The organism is Pectobacterium sp. IFB5596, assembly GCF_021432585.1.
Lineage (GTDB): Bacteria > Pseudomonadota > Gammaproteobacteria > Enterobacterales > Enterobacteriaceae > Pectobacterium > Pectobacterium punjabense.
On the sequence record NZ_LXFY01000001.1, the window covers coordinates 603,818 to 623,717 of the forward strand.

Here is a 19,900-nt window from a genome sequence, read left to right on the forward strand (position 1 = left end):
CCCACTATTGTTAAATTGCATTAACACCCGCGCTATACCCTTTCTGAATAACGAAGGAGCCGTTGTTATGAGTAACGTAAAGAGCATTGTGATCTGGCTGCTGGTCGGACTGGCGGGCGCTTTTTCGTTCGCCACGCTGGCGCTGAGCCGCGGTGAGCATGTCAATGCGGTGTGGTTGGTCATCGCCGCCGTCTCGTGCTATAGCATTGCCTATCGGTTTTACAGCCTGTTCATCGCCAAAAAAGTGTTTGAGCTAGACGATCGCCGACTGACACCGGCGGAACGTCATAACGACGGTCTGGATTACGTTCCCACCAATAAATGGGTCCTGTTCGGCCACCATTTCGCCGCCATCGCCGGGGCTGGCCCGCTGGTTGGGCCAATTCTCGCCGCACAGATGGGGTTTCTCCCCGGCACGATTTGGATTCTGGTTGGCGTAATGCTCGCCGGTGCCGTGCAGGACTTTCTGGTGCTGTTTATCTCCACCCGCCGGGACGGTCGTTCTCTGGGCGAAATGGCAAAACAGGAACTGGGCACGTTCGCGGGTATCATCACCATGCTCGGCGCGCTGGGCGTCATGATTATCATTCTTTCAGCGCTGGCGCTGGTCGTTGTAAAAGCGCTGGCGGAAAGCCCATGGGGATTGTTCACCATTGCCGCCACCATCCCCATCGCGCTCTTTATGGGTGTTTACATGCGCTTTTTACGGCCAGGTAAAATTGCTGAAGTGTCGATTATCGGCTTCGTGCTGATGATGCTGGCGATTGTCTACGGCGGTAATATCGCCGCACACCCCTATTGGGGGCCGTTCTTCACGCTGAAGGGGACATCGCTCACCTGGGTTCTGGTCATTTACGGCTTTGTCGCTTCTGTCCTGCCAGTCTGGCTGCTGCTGGCACCGCGTGATTATCTCTCTACGTTCCTGAAAATCGGCGTTATTGTCGGGCTGGCCTTCGGTATCGTGTTCGCGATGCCGGAAATGAAAATGCCCGCGGTCTCTCGGTTTATTGACGGTACTGGCCCGGTTTTCTCCGGTTCCTTGTTCCCCTTCTTGTTTATTACTATCGCCTGCGGTGCGATTTCTGGTTTCCATGCGCTGGTTTCCAGCGGCACCACGCCAAAACTGGTTGAACGTGAAAGCCACATCCGCTTCATCGGCTATGGTGGAATGCTGATGGAATCCTTCGTCGCCATCATGGCGCTGATTTGTGCTTCGGTTATCGAACCGGGTATCTACTTTGCCATGAACTCACCTGCCGCTTTGATCGGGACCACGGTTGAGAGTGCCTCATTGGCTATTAATAGTTGGGGATTTGTGATTACCCCACAGGAATTGAGTGCGATTGCCAATGACGTCGGCGAAGCCTCCATTCTTTCCCGTGCCGGTGGTGCGCCGACCTTCGCGGTGGGCATGGCTTATATCATCACCGAAATTTTTAATAGCCGGGCGATGATGGCATTTTGGTATCACTTCGCCATTCTGTTTGAAGCCCTGTTCATCTTGACTGCCGTTGACGCCGGGACGCGCGCCTGCCGCTTTATGGTGCAGGATTTGGTCGGTATTGCGATACCCAGACTGGCTAATAGCCACTCCTGGCTGGGGAATCTGGCCGGTACGACCGTTGCCGTTTCCGGTTGGGGATTCTTCGTGTATCAGGGCGTGATTGACCCGCTGGGCGGCATCAACACACTCTGGCCGCTGTTCGGGATCGGTAACCAGATGCTGGCATCAATGGCGCTGATTCTCGGCACCGTGGTGTTATTTAAGATGAAGAAACAACGCTACGCATGGGTGACAATCGTCCCTACCGTCTGGCTGTTTATTACATCGATGACGGCAGGTTGGCAAAAAATCTTCCATGAAAAACCCAGTATCGGCTTCCTGGCTCAGGCGAAACGCTTCGCAACGGGCATTGAACAGAACACGCTGATCGCACCAGCCAAATCGATTAAAGATATGGAAACTATCGTTTTCAGTAATCAGATCAACGCGGCGCTATGCGGGTTCTTCATGCTGGTAGCGGTGACGATGCTGGTTTCCGCATTCTTTGTCATTCGCCGTGCAATCAACAGCAATGTGCCAACGGCAAAAGAAACGCCGATTGTCTTGCGAGACAGCGCTCAACCTTAAAGGGCATCGGCGCACATTCTTCAATCCCTCCTGCGTGGAGGGATTTTTTTATCCGAAATAAGCACTTCTGTCACGGTATGCAGTGGTTTTTATCGCTTTTGATAAACCCCGCAGAGGTCATGAGAAACGCCCAACGACTTCAGGGTTCATGTAAACTGCCCATTCTTTCATAGCGTTTTTTATATTCCGCCGGTGGAATTCCATTATGTTTGCGAAATAAGCGTGTGAAATAGACCGGATCGCTGTACCCCACTGACTGTGCGACTTTAAATATGGGCAGTGGCGTCGACTGAATCAAGAGCTTGGCACAATTGATGCGCTGAACTTCGCGCCAGGCATAAATAGTTTGCCCCAATTCAATTTTGAACAGATGCGCCAGCCGCGAAGGAGACAGAAACACCATCCCCGCCAGCGCTTCAATTCTCAGCTCTTCAGCAATATGTTCGTTTAAATAGGTGCACACCGTATTTATCCTTGGATCGTGCGCATACCGGCTGCTAATAGGCTGTAGCTGAAAACAGGCGAGGATCAACCGCTCCAGCGCATTCATCGCCAACGCTTCTGACAGCGGCGTTGAATCGGCATTATGGCGGATCGCCTCATAGAACAGTGCTTGTATATGCTGGCTCATTGCAGGGGCATGGATGATGGTTTTCCCAATGCCCTGCGTTTTGTCATCCCATTTTAACCAGTCATGCCAGTAAGGTCGGGGAATAAAATAAATCCATACATGATCCCAGTGGTCGCTGTGTTTATCACGGCCATAATGGTGTGGCACGCCCGGCGGAAAAAGTAATAATTCATTCTCCTTGGACAATAACGATCCTTCCCCTACTTTGGCACATCCCTGTCCGCGCAGCGTCAGGTTAATAATATACCCCTTCATTCCCTGTGGCCGGTTAATATAATAATCCAGTACCGAACCACGAGATATTGGAGTAAAACCAGCGACCATCCAGGCATTAAAGGTAAAGGTTTTCATCAACGGGGAAAAATTCAATAATTCATTGATATTGAGTTCCATATTAACCTCTCGATATGGCCGCTGGCATAGGCTTAGCTTTCGATAATAATAAAATCCCAGGCGTTGAGCAGTAACGATGAGCCTTCTACAACCTCGGTGTCAGTTAATAAAGCGTAACCACCCATTTCACAATGATAAGATTGGGGTTTCCCTGAGTAGTTAAATACAAAAGAAATTGACTTGCCGTGAGCATTTTTCATTCGTTTCACAATAAGCGGAAATGCATAGCGTGATGTGCGCGAACGAAGCGATATGCCTCGCGTCAGATGATCAAATAACTGGCAAATAAGGAAAGGTTGCGGCAGAAACCCTACATACATTGCCCGTCCATCGCCATAATTCGCCTCGGTTGCGGCAACGTAATCACACCAGGCCGGATGCTGATAACGCAACAAGGTGCGGGTTTCTGGTAACGGTGTCAGTAACTCCATCCATAAATCAGCCCGATTATCACGGCTGCAATCAATATCCGGCAGGCAGGCAGCAACGGTGACCGCATCCGGCAACGTAAACTGGCTATAGCTCACGCCACAAACACGGCTGAGCAACCCAGGTTGGGTACTGTGTCGAACTTTTACATTTTCGTCACTGAACCCCGATTTGAAGCCAATCAGCGCACGGCCACCTCGTTCAATATAACCATTAATCCTTTCCAACAGCCCATTATCAGCAGCATAGAGCGCCGGAATAATCACAGCCTTATAGCGCGCCGTGCTTTCGTCCACATCGTTAATAATGTCGAGAGAAATATTGTGATCGTACAGCGCATCATAAAACCGACGAATAATATCGTTATAAACGTTAGTTTTTGCGTCGCCAGGTTTGAATTGGTTCAGGGCATCCATCGCTTCATTGCTGATCAATAACGCCACATCACAATCTGCCCGTAATGATTCAAGAGACGAAGACAGCCGGGAAAAGTCAGCCCCAATCGTTGTGGCTTCTTGCCAGGTAGGATTGCGAGAGAAATCATGGCTCAGCAGCCCTTTCCAGTAGGTTTCAAACGAATTATGGATGGAATGCCAGTGCCAGTACGCCACCATCGCCGCCCCAGAGGCGATGTGGCTAAAGGCTTGTAGCCGTAATTGCCCTGGATAAGGTGTCCACTGCGGAAACCCTTGTGCCTGCGTTTCGAGGACAAAATAATTTCGCCCCTGTTTCAGATTTCGCGTAACGTCACCACCGAAGGCAATTTCTCTCCCGGTTAAATATGACTGACTCGGGTGATAAATATCGACACCTGCCACGTTCAGACATTTCGCTGCCGCAAAATGATCGACGCGAGGCTGTACGCCAAATGAATAACCGCGCCATTCAAAATCAAAATTGTGCGTAATGAAATGATGCGGTTGTGCATATTCCCGCACCAGACTGGCCTGCCAGGCCAAATAATCCGTCACTTGCTGCCGCTGATAGCGGCTGAAAGCACAAGAGAGGCTGGCATTAATGGTGTTCTCGACGGGGGGGAAATCTTCCCAGCGATCGATACGGTTACTCCAATAATCGAGGCCGAAATCATAATTAAGCTTATCGAGGCTCACATATTTTTCGCGCAAATGCTGAACAAAACCGTCCTGCATGTAACGTCCGATATTATCGTAATGCTTAGTTTCATTATCTAATTGGTATCCGATGATCGCAGGATGATGTTGTACATGCTCCAGCAACACACGGATGATATTCTCTGCATAACGGCGAAACACAGGGCTAACAATATCCATGATTTGCCGGGGCCCGTATTTTTGCTGTCCTTCTACCGTCGTCACCATGACTTCGGGATGCTTGAGAGCAAGCCACGACGGAATCGCATAGGTTGGCGTGCCGATAATGACAGCGATCCCTGCACGATGCATCGCATCCAAAACGCGATCGATGTGATAAAAATTATACTCACCTTCTGTCGGCTCTAACGTGCTCCATGTCGATTCCGCAATGCGTACAACATTGATCCCTGTTTCTAGCATGAGTGAAATATCTTTTTCCAGACGATCTTCCGGCATATACTCATCGTAATAAGCAACACCATAATATAATTTTGACATACTCCTTCCTCCTTAAATTAATAAACCAAGCCAGGCTTATGGGCAAACACTCTATTTTTATCCAGTGTGAAGAATGAAATAACGGTGAAGCACAAGGCGACACTTCCCAGTATCAGGTAGCTACTGGAAAATCCCATTTTCTGATACAAGTGGCCAATCCCGGTGGATAGAAAAATCGAGCTGAAACTTTTAGAGAATTGGAATCCAATAAGGTAGACCGTAGCGGAAAGCAGCGGATTGAAATTCGCAGTGATGTATTTTAATGCCGCAACCAGCAGCACTGAACTTTCGAACCCATGGAGTAATTTAATTAAACTAATGGATACTGGCCCAACGGCCCATGCGGAACCTATAATGCGAAAACTCATAATAAACCCACAGTAGAGTAACGCATTTTTTGGCCCAATCTTATTCACAAACCACGGGGCGAAGAACATTACCACGGCATCCAGGAAAATCTGCCCGGTGGTTAAATAACCAAAAACTTCCGCACCACGCGCTTTGTTTTCAAAAAAGTGGGTGTAATAAATCGCAAACTGCTGGTCATAAGTTTCATAAACAGCGCCTACACCTATCATATAGATGGCAAAGAACCAGAATTGTTTTAGTTTTAGCAGTGCGGCTGCATCATTGAGTGTAACAGGCGGTTGAGTACGCATTTGCTGTGAATACTGATTCGAGGAACTGACCTGCGTTTTCCATACAACAAACAATAAGCACACGCCCGCTGCGCTAGCCGTCCAAAAGATCAAGTTCTGATCGATGCCATAAAGTTTCCCTGCAATAAAGGTTCCTAATGCTGCACCAATACCGCCAAACATTCTCGCACGGCCGAATTCAAAACCCGATGCCCGGCTGACTTTATCAATATACGCCTCACAAATTCCGCAGCCTGCGCCGTAAGCCATACCGATATATATCCCGCCCGCAAACGCACCGAGAATAACGTTAAATTTCAATAGTGGAGCAAAGACGAATATCCAATAAGGTGCGAAAAATGTAATGATAAGCGCCAGCATCCACATAAGATGCTTACGATAAATAAGTTTGTCAGAAATAAAACCGAATAATGGCTGAACACATACCGCCACAACGGCAGTAAAGGAATACACCAGCCCAACATCTCCATAGCTAATGCCAATGGTCTCCGTTAGCCATAATGATAAATAAGGGAAACAGCACCCCCAACCGATGAAGAAAAAAAGGAAAAACAAACAGCTCATGTAATAATTTTTATTTGAATCTATCATGATACCCTCGCGTTCTCATTACCGGAAATATGCCCGTATTGATGCGAGCAACGTTACCCTGTAATAGAAAGCGCAGTCATGAATGTCTCGCTAGCGACCAGTAATAATCTGCTATGCCCTGCGCGGCGTGAGAGTGCTCACATTTTATTACTGTCTGCCGGAAGAATAAAAAAATGTTTATTTTAAAATAGGAGAACACCCCGCAAGCATTATGCTGGCAGGGTAAGAATATCCTTTCATTATTTAAAACGCCGGGATATTTCCAAACGATGATCCCGACAGCAAGATGGTTTACTGTCCGTAATAGGCGTTCTTACCGTGCTTACGTAAGTAGTGCTTATCCAACAGCGTTTGCTGCATCTCACTCAACTGAGGCGTTAGCTGGTGTGAGAAAATCCCCATGTAGGCAAGCTCTTCCAGAACCACAGCATTGTGCACCGCGTTATCAGCATTTTTCCCCCATGCAAAGGGGCCATGCGAATTTACCAATACCGCGGGGACATCCACCGGAGAAATGCCGCGCTGGCGGAAAGTTTCGACGATCACCGTTCCCGTATCCCACTCATAGCGGCCATTGATTTCTTCATCCGTCATCAAACGAGTACAGGGAATGGGACCATAAAAGTAGTCAGCGTGCGTGGTTCCCCAAGCGGGGATGTCTTTACCGGCTTGCGCCCAGATCGTGGCATGCCGAGAATGGGTGTGCACAATACCGCCGATATCGGCAAACTCCAGATACAGCACGCGGTGGGTATCGGTATCTGACGATGGCTTCTTCGTCCCCTCCACTACCTTGCCGCTTTCCAGTTCGACAACGACCATGTCCTCTTGCGTCATAGCCGAGTACTCAACGCCGGAGGGTTTGATCACCATCAGACCGCGCTGCCGATCTACCGCACTGACATTTCCCCACGTAAACGTCACCAAATTATGCTGCGGCAAGGCCAAATTGGCTTCCAACACCTGTCTTTTTAGCGTTTCTAACATAACCAATCTCCCATCGACGCGATAACACCATTCTCGCGGCCTGACGAATTCGTCGCTATGGGCTAAATCGCTAAAGACCTAGCGGTGTTCTGCTATGGGAAAAAGAAAGAGACACGCCACAATATTGAGCAAAAAACAGCCAACTTTATCAATTGTTGCTATCGTTAAGGTAACGCAGGGGAATTAGGAGTTTTTACCTGTTGCCGTTTTTTCCGATGATTATACTTGTCATTAGGCGGTAAAAGGCTCCATTCCTTTATTTAATACCGCAAAAAGAACTTTGTTCGATATTTTCCTCACAAGAAACGTGAGACTAAGAGCAGAAAGGGGAAGAAAATGAAATTAAATAAACGTTTTGCGACAGCCGCTCTGGCAATTACGCTTGCTGTTACGCTCGCGGGCTGTTCAAACATGTCCAAACGTGACCGTAATACCGCGATTGGTGCCGGTGCCGGTGCGGTAGGTGGAGCGATCTTAACGGATGGCGGAACATTAGGAACACTAGGCGGTGCCGCTATCGGCGGGCTGATTGGCCGTCAGGTCGATAAATAACCTATTTATAGCAGCAGGTTAACGGGAGTAAACCTGCTGCTTTTATACTCGTCATACTTATCCGCCGGCCAGCTTGACCTTCATCCCTTTCGCTTCCAGAAGCTGTTTTAGCAGGTCGCGTTTATCTCCCTGAATTTCGATCACGCCCTCTTTCGCTGAGCCACCGCAGCCACATTTTTTCTTCAATTCAGCAGCCAGCTTATCCAGCTCAGCATCATCAAGATCGAGGCCGCTAATCAGGCATACACCCTTTCCTTTACGCCCACTGGTTTGGCGTTGGATACGCACGATACCATCACCTTTTGGCCGAACTTCCTTTTCTTCTTCAGGCTTAATACGCCCCGTTTCCGTGGAATAAACCAGTTGGCTGTTCTTATCATGATTCATGATGCAGCACCATTTAACAGTGAAGCACGGATATCGCGTAGCGTCTGTGCTGGATCGGCCGATTGTGTGATCGGTCGGCCAATCACCATATAGTCCACACCAACCTGCTGCGCCTGAACCGGCGTCATAATGCGGCGCTGATCGCCAACATCGCTGCCAGCAGGACGAATTCCCGGCGTGACCAGTTGAAATGCCTGACCACACACCTGCTTCAACCGCTGTGCTTCATGCGCGGAACACACCACGCCATCCAGCCCGCTGTTATGTGTTAGCACAGCCAGCCTTTCCGCCTGCTCAGCCGGGCTGACGGTAATACCAAGCCCGCGTAGATCCTCTTCGTCCATGCTAGTCAACACGGTCACGGCAATCAGTAACGGAGCATCTTTACCAAACGGCACCAGCGCGTCTTTCGCCGCCGTCATCATGCGCGCACCACCACTGGCGTGCACATTGACCATCCACACGCCAAGATCGGCGGCTGCCGCCACGGCGTGGGCGACGGTGTTCGGAATATCGTGGAATTTTAGATCGAGAAACACATCAAAGCCGCGCTGCTGTAATGTCTGCACGAACTGTGGGCCAAATAAGGTAAACATCTCTTTGCCTACCTTCAAACGGCAATCCTGCGGATCGATACGGTCAACAAACGACAGCGCCGCATCCTGACTGGCGTAGTCCAACGCGACAACAATCGGGGATGATACCGTTTGATTCTTTTGCTGTAGATTCTCGTTTTTCATTCGTCACCCAGTCTCTTGCGAAGCCAAAATTCCCGCCGCATTCTACATGCCCCGCCCCCGAAATCCCAGCCGCCTGAAGACGAATGCCGTTAAAGGCGTTGGCTGAAACGGAAATCACGTACAATTATTAGTATGTTGTAACTAAATAACATTAAAAAATAACGCCTCGATATAGCGAGAGGCTATTGTCCGTCTAATCCACGGATAGGCTTTACGCTGGCCCAGGTGCGGCAGGAAGGGCATTGCCAATAGAGTGATTGTGACGTGAAGCCACACTTGCGGCAGCTATAGCGGGGTTTGGTGCGAATCTGTTCGCCCACCATGTCGCGCAATCCCTGAAGATTTTCTTTTGTTCGTCCATCTTCCGCTTCATGCAGGTGAAAATCCATCAGTCGGTGGAACACACGCATCGTAGGGTGACGCTGAAGCTGACGATTAATATAAGCCTGTGCAACTTCTGCGCCCTCTTCTCTTTCGAGGATATCGGCCAGCATCAATTCCGCCGTCGCACCGGTATTTTCTTCTACGCAACGTTTGAGGAAATTCACCCAATCCAAGGGCTTATCTAAATGCTGATAGCACTCCTGGAGCATCGGCAGCGTTTCGCTGACCAGTTCTTTATCCTGATCGAGAACCTGTCTCAACGCCTCCACTGCACGCGAATAATTCTGCTGTGCCATGTAGATGCGCCCCATCATGATAGACGCGCGGGCGCACTGATTATCCGCCGCTGCGCCTTTCTTCAGGAGCGTTAACGCTTTATCCAGATCGTCGCTCCCCATCGCCAGCAGCGCCAATTCGCAATAAAAATGGGCGATATCCACGCGGAGCTGATCTTTTCCCATCTTGACCAGTTTTTCCGCAACATCAATTGCCGTCTGCCAGTCACTGGTTGACTGATGAATTTGCAATAGCTGCTGCAAGGCGCTGCGTCGAAAATCCTCTTCATCCACTAACTGGTTAAAAATTTCTTCGGCACGGTCATACAACCCTGCGGCCATGTAGTCACGGCCCAGCTGTTGCACTGCCAGCAGGCGTTGTTCAAACGTTAATGATGCGCTTTCAGTCAGCGCCTGATGGATGCGGATCGCTCGGTCAACTTCTCCGCGCGAACGAAACAGATTGCCGAGTGTCAGGTGGGCTTCAAAGGTGTTGCTGTCGTCCTTTAGCATGTCGAGGAACAGCTCCACCGCCTTATCCTGCTGGTTGGACAACAGGAAGTTAACCCCGGTGACATACTCACGGGACAGGCGGTTTGATTCCTGCTCTTTGTCCTGCTGCGCACTTCTGCGCCCCATGTACCAGCCGTATGCGGCGGCCACGGGCAGCAACAGAAACAGCAGTTCTAACATAGAGAGAATTCCTTAATGGGTGACCGTCTGCACTGGCGCCACATTCTCCTCGGTGGAGGGAGAAAGCTGTTGTTCCAGACGCTTGATTTTACGTTGTGCACGGCCAAGCGCAATGCGCTGACGCAGATAAAACAGACCACAGATAACCCAGCCAAGACCAAAGCCCAAGGCAAATAGCGTGGCAAGCAGTGTGGAGATACGATATTCCCCCTGTGCCAGCAGATAGTTAAATGTCACAACCTGATCGTTGTGCGCACCCAGTGTGACAGAAATGATGAATATCGCCAGCACGAGTAAAAAAATCAGCAAATATTTCACATTGTCCTTCCTGTGATATCCATTAACCGAATGAATTATGCCAAATTTTGGCGACTAACCCCATTAAATTACCATGTCCAGCGCGGACAGGGAAATCATGGTGTCAGTCCGATTTTTTGCCATTGTCGTTGCCATCACACGTCTCACGGTACGGAAGCTGAAAATAAGCACCGTACGCCACTGCCGTCTGCGCTTGTTATTTATTCTGTGCTGAATAAAAATGACAGTAGCACGCCAGCAAGGGGAAAAGTCATGTCAAAGCAGGACGAACAGCGATTATTGGTCAAGATCGCTACGCTCTATTATAGCGAAGGGATGAAACAAGCAGAAATTGCCGCCTCACTCCATTTGTCACAGTCTTTTGTGTCCCGCGCTATCACGCGCAGTGTTAAAGAAGGTGTGGTCAAAATCAGCGTAATTCAACCCCCGAATATGTTCATGGGGCTGGAGTCCGCAATTCAGAAGCATTACGGCATCGATCAGGCTATTGTGGTGGATATCGCCGACAATGCTACGCTGACGCAAATCAAACAGGCGATTGGCTCCGCGGCGGCACACTATGTCCAAACCAGTATCCGTCCTGACGATTTGGTTGGTATTTCATCCTGGAGTAGCACGCTGCGGGCGATGGTGGACAGCCTGCACCCGCAAAGCGTCAAAGCGCAGGGCGTCATCCAACTACTGGGCGGCGTGGGGCCGAACGGCAATGTACAGGCAACCATCCTGACGCAAACGCTAGCCAACCAGCTAAGTTGTCCAGCCTATCTTTTACCCGCTCAGAGCATTGAACGTTCGGTGGAAGATCGCGCTCGTTTGGTGACCAGCGATGAAGTTTCCAACGTGGTCGACAAATTCAGCGAAGTGAGCCTGGCGCTCGTAGGCATCGGCGTACTAGAGCCGTCGCAACTGCTGAAAAATTCCGGTAACTACTATCACGAAGCGATGCTGCAACAGCTGGCTGAACGCGGTGCCGTGGGTGATTTGTGCCTGCATTACTACAATGCTGAAGGCGAACCAGTGTTGCAGGACGATGAAGATCCGGTGATTGGTATGGCGCTGCCCCAACTGCGTCAATGTCCGCGCGTGGTCGCGCTGGCAGGCGGCGTCGAGAAAAGTGCGGCGATTCGCGGCGCGTTGACCGGCCACTACATTGATGTATTGATTACCGATCGACTAACCGCCGAGACGCTGATCTAACACGCCAGACACCTAATGGTGAGCAATAACGGTAACGTCAGGCGCAACATGATTCCCCTGCTCCGCACCTGACGAACCGTGGCGAAATTACTCGTTAACGTTAATGGATGACAGCAGCGCATCCTGCACAATTCGCTGTGCCTGTAATGGATTTTGCGCCTCCTGTGCCGCCTGAAGCGCAGGGATATCCAGCTTGTCCAACGCACGATAGATGTGTTTCAGGAAACGGATGGACAGCTGCGCCGCCTCAACGTGGTTCTCCCGGAACGGGAACTGTTCGAGCTGCCAAACACCCTGCCAGTTATTGATTTTCAGCACGTAGAAAAACTCGAAAATCTCGGTCATGTGCACCGTGCCGACCACCAAATCGTCATCCCAGCCGCGCAGGTTATCGTTCACATCCATGCCGAATAGCCGACCGCGATCGATAATCAACTGGGCAGAATCAGCGGGTGATTCGCCGCCATACAGCGCATGGCCGAAGTCCAGCAGCACGCCGACGTTATCCAACCCGATATCTTCAATCCCCAGCAGCGTTCGTGCGGCAGAATCCCAGGTCATTTTCACGCGCGGTTCGCGCGGCTTGTACTCGATAGCAAATTTTACATCGGGGTTAGCCCCCGCCAGATCGCGCATGCCATCAACCGCCAGTTTCCACAGATTTTTATGGCTGACTTGGAACGGATAATCCCAACCATCCTGTCCTGGCCAGACTTTGACGTAATTCGCCCCCAGTTCACGCACAATGCCAGCAGATTCGTGCATCAGTTCAAACGCCGCCGCCCGCGCGGCCGGGTCGGGGTTGGTGAAAGCGCCACGCGACCACTTTTTCAGGTAAATTTCCGGCGTGATACCAATCGCTTTCAGTCCCGCATCTTTCAGCGCGTCTTTCACTTCGCTGAGTGTCACGCCCGGCGTGAAGGGATAAGGCAAATCGACATAGGAAAGCTCACCGACCTCTTTTGCCGCTTTGATCTGGTCGATCGTGCTCAAGGCCGGGCCGTAGCCGTCCACCGCATAGCGGTCGATATAATTCGCAAAATGCCACAAACCTGCACCAAATTCAGGGTAGTTATACGTTGCCATAATAAAGTCACCTCTTTGATTTGTAGAGTATTGAGCTGCTTATCTTTCGTATCGAATAGGTTTTTACGGTTAACCCTTTCTTACTGCTAAAAAATGCTTACTGTTCAAAATGATCATGATTCGGGTCGCAGACGCGCCCGTGCCACCGCCGTGCGCCACTGTTGATAACTCTCCTGAATGGCGTGGTTTGCCAGCGACGGTTCGATGATTTCTACCTCTCTCGGCAGTGCGGCAATCTGTTCGTTGTGCTCCCACCACCCCAGCATTTTTCCGCCCAAATACGCCGCGCCCAGCGCCGACACTTCCGCGTTATGGTTGCGAATCAACGGGCGCTGCAAGAGGTCAGCCTGAAACTGCATCAGCCAGCGGTTTTGCGTCGCGCCACCGTCAACGCGCAGCGCGGGTAACGCGGCCTGCGACGCCTGCTCCATCGCGAAAAAGACATCGGCAATCTGGTACGCGATGGATTCCAACCCAGCACGGGCGATGATGGCAGGTGTGGTGGCATCGCATAAGCCGCACAGCAGGCCACGCGCTTGCACATCCCAATAGGGCGCACCCAGCCCGGATAAGGCAGGGACAAAGAAGACGCCCTGATTCGATTCGGCGCTTAACGCCAGTTCGGTCAGTCGCGTCACGGAAGGGATACCCAACATCTGACCAATCCAGGCAAATCCCGAACCGGTATGCGTAATATTGCCTTCCAGCGCGTAGCGCAGTTCGCCATCGTGCCAGGCAATTGTGGTGCTGAGCCCTGCGGCGTGAAGATGTGGCGTGTTGATGGTGGTCATCAGCGACGAACCCGTGCCATATGTCGCCTTGATTTCACCGCTTTGGGTTATGCCCTGACCGTACAGCGCAGCATGGGAATCCCCAATCAGCGCCACAATGGGTACGCCAACAGCCAGCCCGCGGATACCCGTCACGCCGGTGTGACCATGCAGCGCCGAGGAAGGCGTAACAGCAGGCAGGCAAATGCTGGGGATGCCGAAAAGTGCAAGTAGATCTTCATCCCAGCAGCCGCGGTGGATATTGAACAGTTGGGTTCTTGCAGCATTGGAATAGTCGGTAGAGTACGCCCGCCCGCCGCTAAACTGCCAGTTAAGCCAGCAGTCCACCGTTCCGATGCACAGCTCCCCCGTCATTGCACGAGCAACACCGTTTGGCAGTTCAGCCAGCATGGCATGAAGTTTGGCGGCGGGAAAAAGCGGATCGACCTGCAATCCAGTGCGGGATGCGATCAAATGAGCTTCCGCACTTCCCTGTACCGCCTGACAGAATTTTTCGGCACGACGATCTTGCCAGCTAACCAGCGGCGTCAGCGGTTTTCCGGTTTGCCTGTCCCAGATGAGCACCGATTCGCGCTGATTACTGATGGCAACGCCCACCACCTGAGCACGATGTAATGACGACAGGCAGGCTTCTGCGGCCTGACAAACCGCACGCCAGATCGCCATCGCATCCTGCTCCGCTCTGCCTGGCTGCGGATGTGTCACCTGCAAAGCAACCGACGCTTTAGCCAGAATGCGCCCCCGCTCATCGACGGCAATCGCCTTGGCGTTCGTCGTCCCTTCATCGATTGCCAAAATAACCGGCGTAAACATCATCAGCCTCCCGGACAAAGACGCAGTGCTGCGTTGACAATGCCCGTCGCGTCCAGCCCGTGATGCGCTCGCATCGCGCTCCGATCGGCGGCAATCGCGTATTGACCATCGGGAATCCCCAACCGAACTAGCGGGATTCCGCTACCTGCTTCCGCCAGCACTTCCGCAACCAGACTGCCTGCACCGCCGTTGACGTTATGTTCCTCGACAGTGATGATTCGAGGTGTTTCACTCAGAATTTCAAGTAATTGCTGAGTATTACACGGCCGAATAGAGGAAAGATTAACCACCGTAGCGGAGAGTCCTTTTTCTGCTAATAATTCAGCCGCCGTCACAATTTCATGCACGGTGGACCCCAGCCCGACCAGCGTGATATCACAGCCTTTGCGCAGGACATCGATCTGTCCCGGCACAAAGCGATAGTGCTCATCATGCAAAGCAGGCAGCGGTTTACCATCAAGGCGAATATAGACAGGCCCCTGATGTGCAAAGGCGTAATCGATAATCTGGCGACACTCTTCCGGGCTGGACGGCGCGTAGATCTCAATATTGCCAAACCCTCTCAGCACCGCGATGTCATCAATACTGTGGTGGGTGCTGGCGAGTGGGCCGTAGCTACAGCCCGCATTAAGCCCAAACAGCTTGACGTTGCTGTTGTTGTAACAGACGTCAACTTTGAGCTGTTCGTTGGCGCGGGAGATTAGAAACGGCGCCGCGTTGCAGGTCACCGCAATTTTCCCGCCGATGGACAGCCCTACCGCCGTTCCCACCATCGTTTGTTCTGCAATCCCCACGTTGACGATGCGGTCGGGAAAACGCTGAATGAACGGGGAAATCTTTGCCGTTGAGGTCGAATCCGCCAACACCGGAACGAGATCAATTCCCTGTTCGACGGCCTTGATGAACTGCTCGACCATAACCGTTGCCAAATGCTCTGCGTTACTCATCTTTTAGTTCCTCCAACGCCAGTGCTATTTCCTCGCCTTTCGGCACCCGGTGATGCCATTCAGCTCGCCCCTGAATAAACGACACGCCCGCACCTTTTTCCGTATTCGCAATCACTACATTCGGTTTACCGTTGCGCGGTAGCTTTTCCAGCGTGTCCACCACCGATTGCATGTCATTACCTGCGCATTCCGTAACCTGTAAGCCAAAGGCTTGCCACTTTTCTGCCAGCGGATCGGTGTTCATGATGGAGCAGGTCGTCCCTGCCAATTGCAGTTTGTTCTTGTCGTTGATGATGATCAGGTTATCCAGTTGGTAATGCGCCGCCACCAGCGCTGCTTCCCAGTTACTGCCTTCTGCCAACTCGCCATCGCCCGTCAGAACAAAGACCCGGCGCGGGCTGTTATCACGCTTCGCCGCCAGCGCAATGCCAACGGCGACGGGCAGTCCGTGCCCCAGCGCCCCGGTGTTCAGCTCAATTCCCGGTGTCTTGTGTTTGACTGGATGTCCTGGTAAATGAGAATCAGGATGCTGATAGGTTGCCAGCCACGTTTCAGGAAAATACCCCGCCTCGGCCAGACAGCAGTAATAACCGCCGACGGCATGGCCTTTTGACTGGATATAAATATCCCGCTGCGAATCCTGAAGACGATCCGGTGCACAGTTCAAAATACGAAAATACAGCGCCGTCAAAATCTCAACCTGTGACAGATCGGCACCCGTGTGCCCGCCAGCCGGACTATTGGCATTCAGATGAATAATACGGCGACGAATAGCGCGGGCTTTGTGCGTCAGCGCCTCCACCGACAATGCGTACGGATTCATATCTCACCTCGCTTGAATTTTTACTCAAAAACGAATATTTATTCAAATTGAATCAAAAAAAATTGCGCTCAAATCGGGCCTCGGTATGCCTACCGACATCGCTCCCGCCACAACCCAACGCCCCGTGCGATCTACATTAAAATGCTATCTATACATAAATGCCTCTACGCCTAACTAAGCGCCTTCCGCCACGGCCTTCTGCGACACAATCGCGGCCTTGTGCTGCATACGGTTCTGCATCTGGTCGATAATCACCGCCACAATAATGACGATGCCTTTAATCACCATCTGCCAGAATTCACTCACGCCCATCATGACCAGCCCGTCAGCAAGAATCCCGATGACAAACGCCCCTATCAGCGTACCCAGAATGGTGCCACGTCCTCCCGCCAATGACGTTCCGCCGAGCACCACAGCAGCAATCGCGTTCATTTCAAAAGCGGTACCCGTCGCTGGGTGGCTGGCGACCAACTGAGAGGACACCACGATGCCCGCGATAGCCGCACAGAAACCGGAAATGGTGTAAACCCAGACTTTGACCTGACGCACTTTGACACCCGAAAGTTCAGCGGCACGCTCATTGTCGCCAATCGCGTAGACATGGCGGCCAAACGGCAGACGTCGCGCCACATAGGCAATCACCAATGCCAATACCAGCATCAGCCAGATAGCCAGCGGGAGCCCTAGGATCGTGCCGGAGCCAATCAGCTCAAAACCGGTATTCCCCAACTGTGGATTACCACCTAAGCCGGGGAACGTTTCCCCACCGGAAATCAGCATCGATGCCCCACGCACGATGTACATCGTTCCGAGCGTGCAGATAAAGGGCGCAACGTTATACCGCGTGATAATCCAGCCGTTGATGGCACCGATGAGCGCGCCGATCACCAACACGACGGGCACGATGACCCACACGCTGGGGAAAATTGCGATACCAAACATAGGCAGCACAATGCCCTGAGTAATCATGTAGCCCGCCACCATGCCGCACAGCCCTAACGTGGCACCGATTGACAGGTCAATCCCGGCGGTGATGATGACAAACGTGATGCCCAGTGCCAGAAACGCATTGATGGCAATGTGCTTCACCATAATGATCAGGCTGCCTGTCGCCAAAAATCCGGGCACCGTGAAGGCAAAGAACCCCAGAATCAGGAACAGCGCGATGAACGTGCGCAGCCTGAGGATCAACAGCAGAATGCTCTCTCGTGAGCGTACAAACTTACCCGGGGATAGCGCACCTGACGCCGCCGGAAGGTGAGTCGTTTTCATGTCAGAACCCTTGTGCACTTGCCGAAACCAATGCCGACTCGCTGGCCGACTGACGCACAATATTCGCCGTCAGTTTGCCATTCGACATCACCAAAATACGGTCCGATACCGCCATAATCTCTTTCAGATCCGAGGTAGAAAACAGCACACCGATCCCCTGCTCGGAGAGCCCGACCATCATTTCAAACACATCGGCCTTAGCTCCCACATCGATGCCCCGCGTCGGTTCATCCAGCAACAGCACCTTAGGGCTAGTCAGCAGCGAGCGGCCAATGACCACTTTTTGCTGATTGCCACCGCTGAGCGCCTGAATTTCCACCTCGGGTGAAGACACCTTGATGGCTAGCTGCCCAATCGTGCTGGCTACCACTTCTTGCTCCTGTCGCTGGAAGATCGCCATGCCGTATTTCAGTCGTCGCCACAGGCTGGCGATAGTGAGATTAGAAGCCACCGACGAGAGCGGAAAGATGCCGGTTTTTTTGCGATCTTCCGGCACCAGACTCATCCCCATACGAATGCGTTGCGCAGTAGAAAGACGCGGATTAACCGGTTTGCTATCCAGATAAATCTTGCCCAGATAATCATTCTGAATACCCAGCAAACACTCAAAAAGCTCTGTGCGCCCCGCCCCCATCAATCCATAAACCCCGACGATTTCCCCTTCGCGCACCATCAGCGAGACATCATTCACCACCTGATGCCCGGCATCATTGAGGCAGGTAAGGTGTTCCGCTTCCAATATCGGCGCACCGAACGTTCTGCCCGGATGCAGGAAACTGGTGACAGGGTCACCGCCGAGCATTTCCCGCACGATCCACGGTACATCGATGTCGCTGACCGCCGCTTCCGCCTGAAAACAACCGTCACGCAGGATGGTGATGTAATCGCCAATCGCCATCAGTTCTTCTAGCCGGTGCGAAATGTAGATGATGGATACATTCTGGCGGGTCAGTTCGCGGATCACGCGAAACAGAATCTCCACTTCGGTTTTACTCAGCGCGGAGGTCGGTTCGTCGAGAATCAGAATGTCGGCCTGATCCGCCAGCGCCTTGGCAATTTCTACTAGCTGCTGCTGGCCGACTTTCAGGCTAGCGACTTCGGTACGCGGCGAAATAGCCTGATCGAGACGCGCCATCAACTCCGCCGCAATCCGCTCCTGTTCCAGATAATCGATAGGCGCAACGCCCTTTTGCAGTTCCCGCCCCAGGAAAATATTCTCCGCCACGCTCAGGTTTTCAGACAGATTAAGTTCCTGATGCACCATGCCGATGCCTTTCGCCGCCGCATCGCGGGTATCCGCTATGTGCACCACGCCGCCATTTAGCAGAATCTGGCCGGACGTGGGCTGCTGTACACCAGCCAGAATCTTCATCAGCGTCGATTTGCCTGCTCCGTTTTCGCCAATGATCACGTTGACCTTGCCGCGATACACGTTGTAATCGACGTTATCCAGCGCCTTGGTGCCGGGAAACAGCATGGTGATGCCTCGGGTTGCCATCACAATTTCGGGACGGTTAGCCGCATTGGGTTGTAGAGAGACATCCGGTTTTTCCATTATTGCGCCCCTCCATTGCTCGTACTGGTCAGGTTTAACGTCATCGGCACCGCATCGCTGATACCCTGCTTCGTCACCACCAGCGCCGTCAACACGTTAGCGGTTTTACCTTGCACACTGGCATTCAGTTCTGGCAATGACGCGATGGCTTTGCTATTCAGCGCACGCGCCAATTGGGCAAATTGCACCTGATTCTTGAAATCATCAAAGCGAATAAACCCTGCTGCATCACGAATCGCATTGCCTTTGACTATCGGCCCCAACTGAAGCGTGACAGCGTCACCTTTTACATCAAGCGTCAATTTTCCTTCACGGCTTTCCCGATCAACCTCACTGACCGTGCCCTGAAGCCGCGCGTAGACGGCTTTACGTGCCGTTCCCTCCAGCGCTGCCTGCATTTTCTTCACGTCATCCCAGGACAGCGCCTGCTGCTGCGCCGCAGGGAGCAACGTTGGTTGCCACAGCGCCGTCGCGATATTCTCTGGCGTCATGGTGCTATAGCCCGGCGTAGATGTCGGATCGACCGGAATGATCGGCTTACCGTTTTCATCCAGATCGACCACCGTACAGGCAGACAGCAGCAAGGCACAGAGCCCAATCCAGCTGGCGCGATATCGTTCATCAAACAACATA

At 52.0% G+C, this 19,900-nt stretch carries 18 protein-coding genes; 3 read left to right on the forward strand and 15 right to left on the reverse strand.

Going from position 1 to position 19,900, the window contains the following annotated elements:
• Nucleotides 1–67 precede the first annotated feature (67 nt).
• Entirely contained in the window at nucleotides 68–2,131 is a 2,064-nt protein-coding gene (locus A6301_RS02870; protein WP_234257068.1) for a carbon starvation CstA family protein, read from the forward strand.
• A gap of 139 nt (nucleotides 2,132–2,270) precedes the next feature.
• Here A6301_RS02870 and araC read toward each other — a convergent pair whose 3' ends face one another.
• From araC to araD, 4 genes are all read right to left on the reverse strand, one after another.
• Entirely contained in the window at nucleotides 2,271–3,155 is an 885-nt protein-coding gene (gene araC / locus A6301_RS02875) for an arabinose operon transcriptional regulator AraC (protein WP_107167563.1), read from the reverse strand.
• Between the two features lie 32 nt (nucleotides 3,156–3,187).
• Nucleotides 3,188–5,197, reverse strand: coding sequence for a beta-galactosidase (locus tag A6301_RS02880; RefSeq protein WP_234257069.1), 2,010 nt, complete (start codon nucleotides 5,195–5,197; stop codon nucleotides 3,188–3,190).
• Between the two features lie 17 nt (nucleotides 5,198–5,214).
• Nucleotides 5,215–6,447: an oligosaccharide MFS transporter gene (locus tag A6301_RS02885; RefSeq protein ID WP_215483619.1), complete on the reverse strand. Its 1,233-nt coding sequence runs from the start codon at nucleotides 6,445–6,447 to the stop codon at nucleotides 5,215–5,217.
• Nucleotides 6,448–6,738: 291 nt separating this feature from the next.
• Nucleotides 6,739–7,434, reverse strand: a complete 696-nt coding sequence (gene araD / locus A6301_RS02890; protein ID WP_234257070.1) for an L-ribulose-5-phosphate 4-epimerase — start codon at nucleotides 7,432–7,434, stop codon at nucleotides 6,739–6,741.
• Between the two features lie 336 nt (nucleotides 7,435–7,770).
• Between araD and osmB the strand changes: the two genes are divergently transcribed.
• Nucleotides 7,771–7,986: an osmotically-inducible lipoprotein OsmB gene (gene osmB, locus A6301_RS02895; RefSeq protein ID WP_010276685.1), complete on the forward strand. Its 216-nt coding sequence runs from the start codon at nucleotides 7,771–7,773 to the stop codon at nucleotides 7,984–7,986.
• A 57-nt stretch (nucleotides 7,987–8,043) separates the two neighbouring features.
• Here osmB and yciH read toward each other — a convergent pair whose 3' ends face one another.
• The 4 genes from yciH to A6301_RS02915 form a co-directional block, all read right to left on the reverse strand.
• Nucleotides 8,044–8,373 carry a stress response translation initiation inhibitor YciH gene (yciH, locus tag A6301_RS02900; protein ID WP_107167567.1) on the reverse strand — a complete coding sequence of 110 codons (330 nt, stop codon included), beginning with the start codon at nucleotides 8,371–8,373 and terminating at the stop codon, nucleotides 8,044–8,046.
• Nucleotides 8,370–9,113, reverse strand: a complete 744-nt coding sequence (gene pyrF, locus A6301_RS02905) for an orotidine-5'-phosphate decarboxylase (protein WP_107167568.1) — start codon at nucleotides 9,111–9,113, stop codon at nucleotides 8,370–8,372. The genes yciH and pyrF overlap by 4 nt, the downstream gene beginning before the upstream one ends.
• A gap of 182 nt (nucleotides 9,114–9,295) precedes the next feature.
• Complete coding sequence (gene lapB, locus A6301_RS02910) at nucleotides 9,296–10,465, reverse strand: lipopolysaccharide assembly protein LapB (protein WP_107167569.1); 1,170 nt, start codon at nucleotides 10,463–10,465, stop codon at nucleotides 9,296–9,298.
• Nucleotides 10,466–10,477: 12 nt separating this feature from the next.
• Nucleotides 10,478–10,783 (reverse strand): LapA family protein, encoded by a 306-nt coding sequence (locus tag A6301_RS02915; RefSeq protein WP_107167570.1) that lies wholly within the window; start codon nucleotides 10,781–10,783, stop codon nucleotides 10,478–10,480.
• 252 nt (nucleotides 10,784–11,035) lie between these two features.
• Between A6301_RS02915 and A6301_RS02920 the strand changes: the two genes are divergently transcribed.
• Nucleotides 11,036–11,980, forward strand: a complete 945-nt coding sequence (locus tag A6301_RS02920; RefSeq protein ID WP_107167571.1) for a sugar-binding transcriptional regulator — start codon at nucleotides 11,036–11,038, stop codon at nucleotides 11,978–11,980.
• Nucleotides 11,981–12,067: 87 nt separating this feature from the next.
• Here the strand turns inward: A6301_RS02920 and A6301_RS02925 are convergent, their stop codons facing one another.
• The 7 genes from A6301_RS02925 to A6301_RS02955 all read right to left on the reverse strand — a co-directional run bounded on the left by A6301_RS02925 (nucleotide 12,068) and on the right by A6301_RS02955 (nucleotide 19,899).
• On the reverse strand, nucleotides 12,068–13,066 hold the full coding sequence (locus tag A6301_RS02925) for a sugar phosphate isomerase/epimerase (RefSeq protein WP_234257071.1): 999 nt from the start codon (nucleotides 13,064–13,066) through the stop codon (nucleotides 12,068–12,070).
• Between the two features lie 113 nt (nucleotides 13,067–13,179).
• Nucleotides 13,180–14,670: a glycerol kinase gene (locus tag A6301_RS02930; protein WP_234257182.1), complete on the reverse strand. Its 1,491-nt coding sequence runs from the start codon at nucleotides 14,668–14,670 to the stop codon at nucleotides 13,180–13,182.
• A 2-nt stretch (nucleotides 14,671–14,672) separates the two neighbouring features.
• Nucleotides 14,673–15,617, reverse strand: a complete 945-nt coding sequence (locus A6301_RS02935) for a transketolase family protein (protein ID WP_205542693.1) — start codon at nucleotides 15,615–15,617, stop codon at nucleotides 14,673–14,675.
• Nucleotides 15,610–16,440 (reverse strand): transketolase, encoded by an 831-nt coding sequence (locus tag A6301_RS02940; protein ID WP_205542694.1) that lies wholly within the window; start codon nucleotides 16,438–16,440, stop codon nucleotides 15,610–15,612. The genes A6301_RS02935 and A6301_RS02940 overlap by 8 nt, the downstream gene beginning before the upstream one ends.
• A 174-nt stretch (nucleotides 16,441–16,614) precedes the next feature.
• Entirely contained in the window at nucleotides 16,615–17,712 is a 1,098-nt protein-coding gene (locus tag A6301_RS02945; protein ID WP_205542695.1) for an ABC transporter permease, read from the reverse strand.
• Nucleotide 17,713: 1 nt separating this feature from the next.
• Nucleotides 17,714–19,267, reverse strand: a complete 1,554-nt coding sequence (locus A6301_RS02950) for a sugar ABC transporter ATP-binding protein (RefSeq protein WP_234257072.1) — start codon at nucleotides 19,265–19,267, stop codon at nucleotides 17,714–17,716.
• On the reverse strand, nucleotides 19,267–19,899 hold the full coding sequence (locus tag A6301_RS02955) for a DUF2291 family protein (protein ID WP_234257073.1): 633 nt from the start codon (nucleotides 19,897–19,899) through the stop codon (nucleotides 19,267–19,269). The genes A6301_RS02950 and A6301_RS02955 overlap by 1 nt, the downstream gene beginning before the upstream one ends.
• Nucleotide 19,900: the final 1 nt, after the last annotated feature.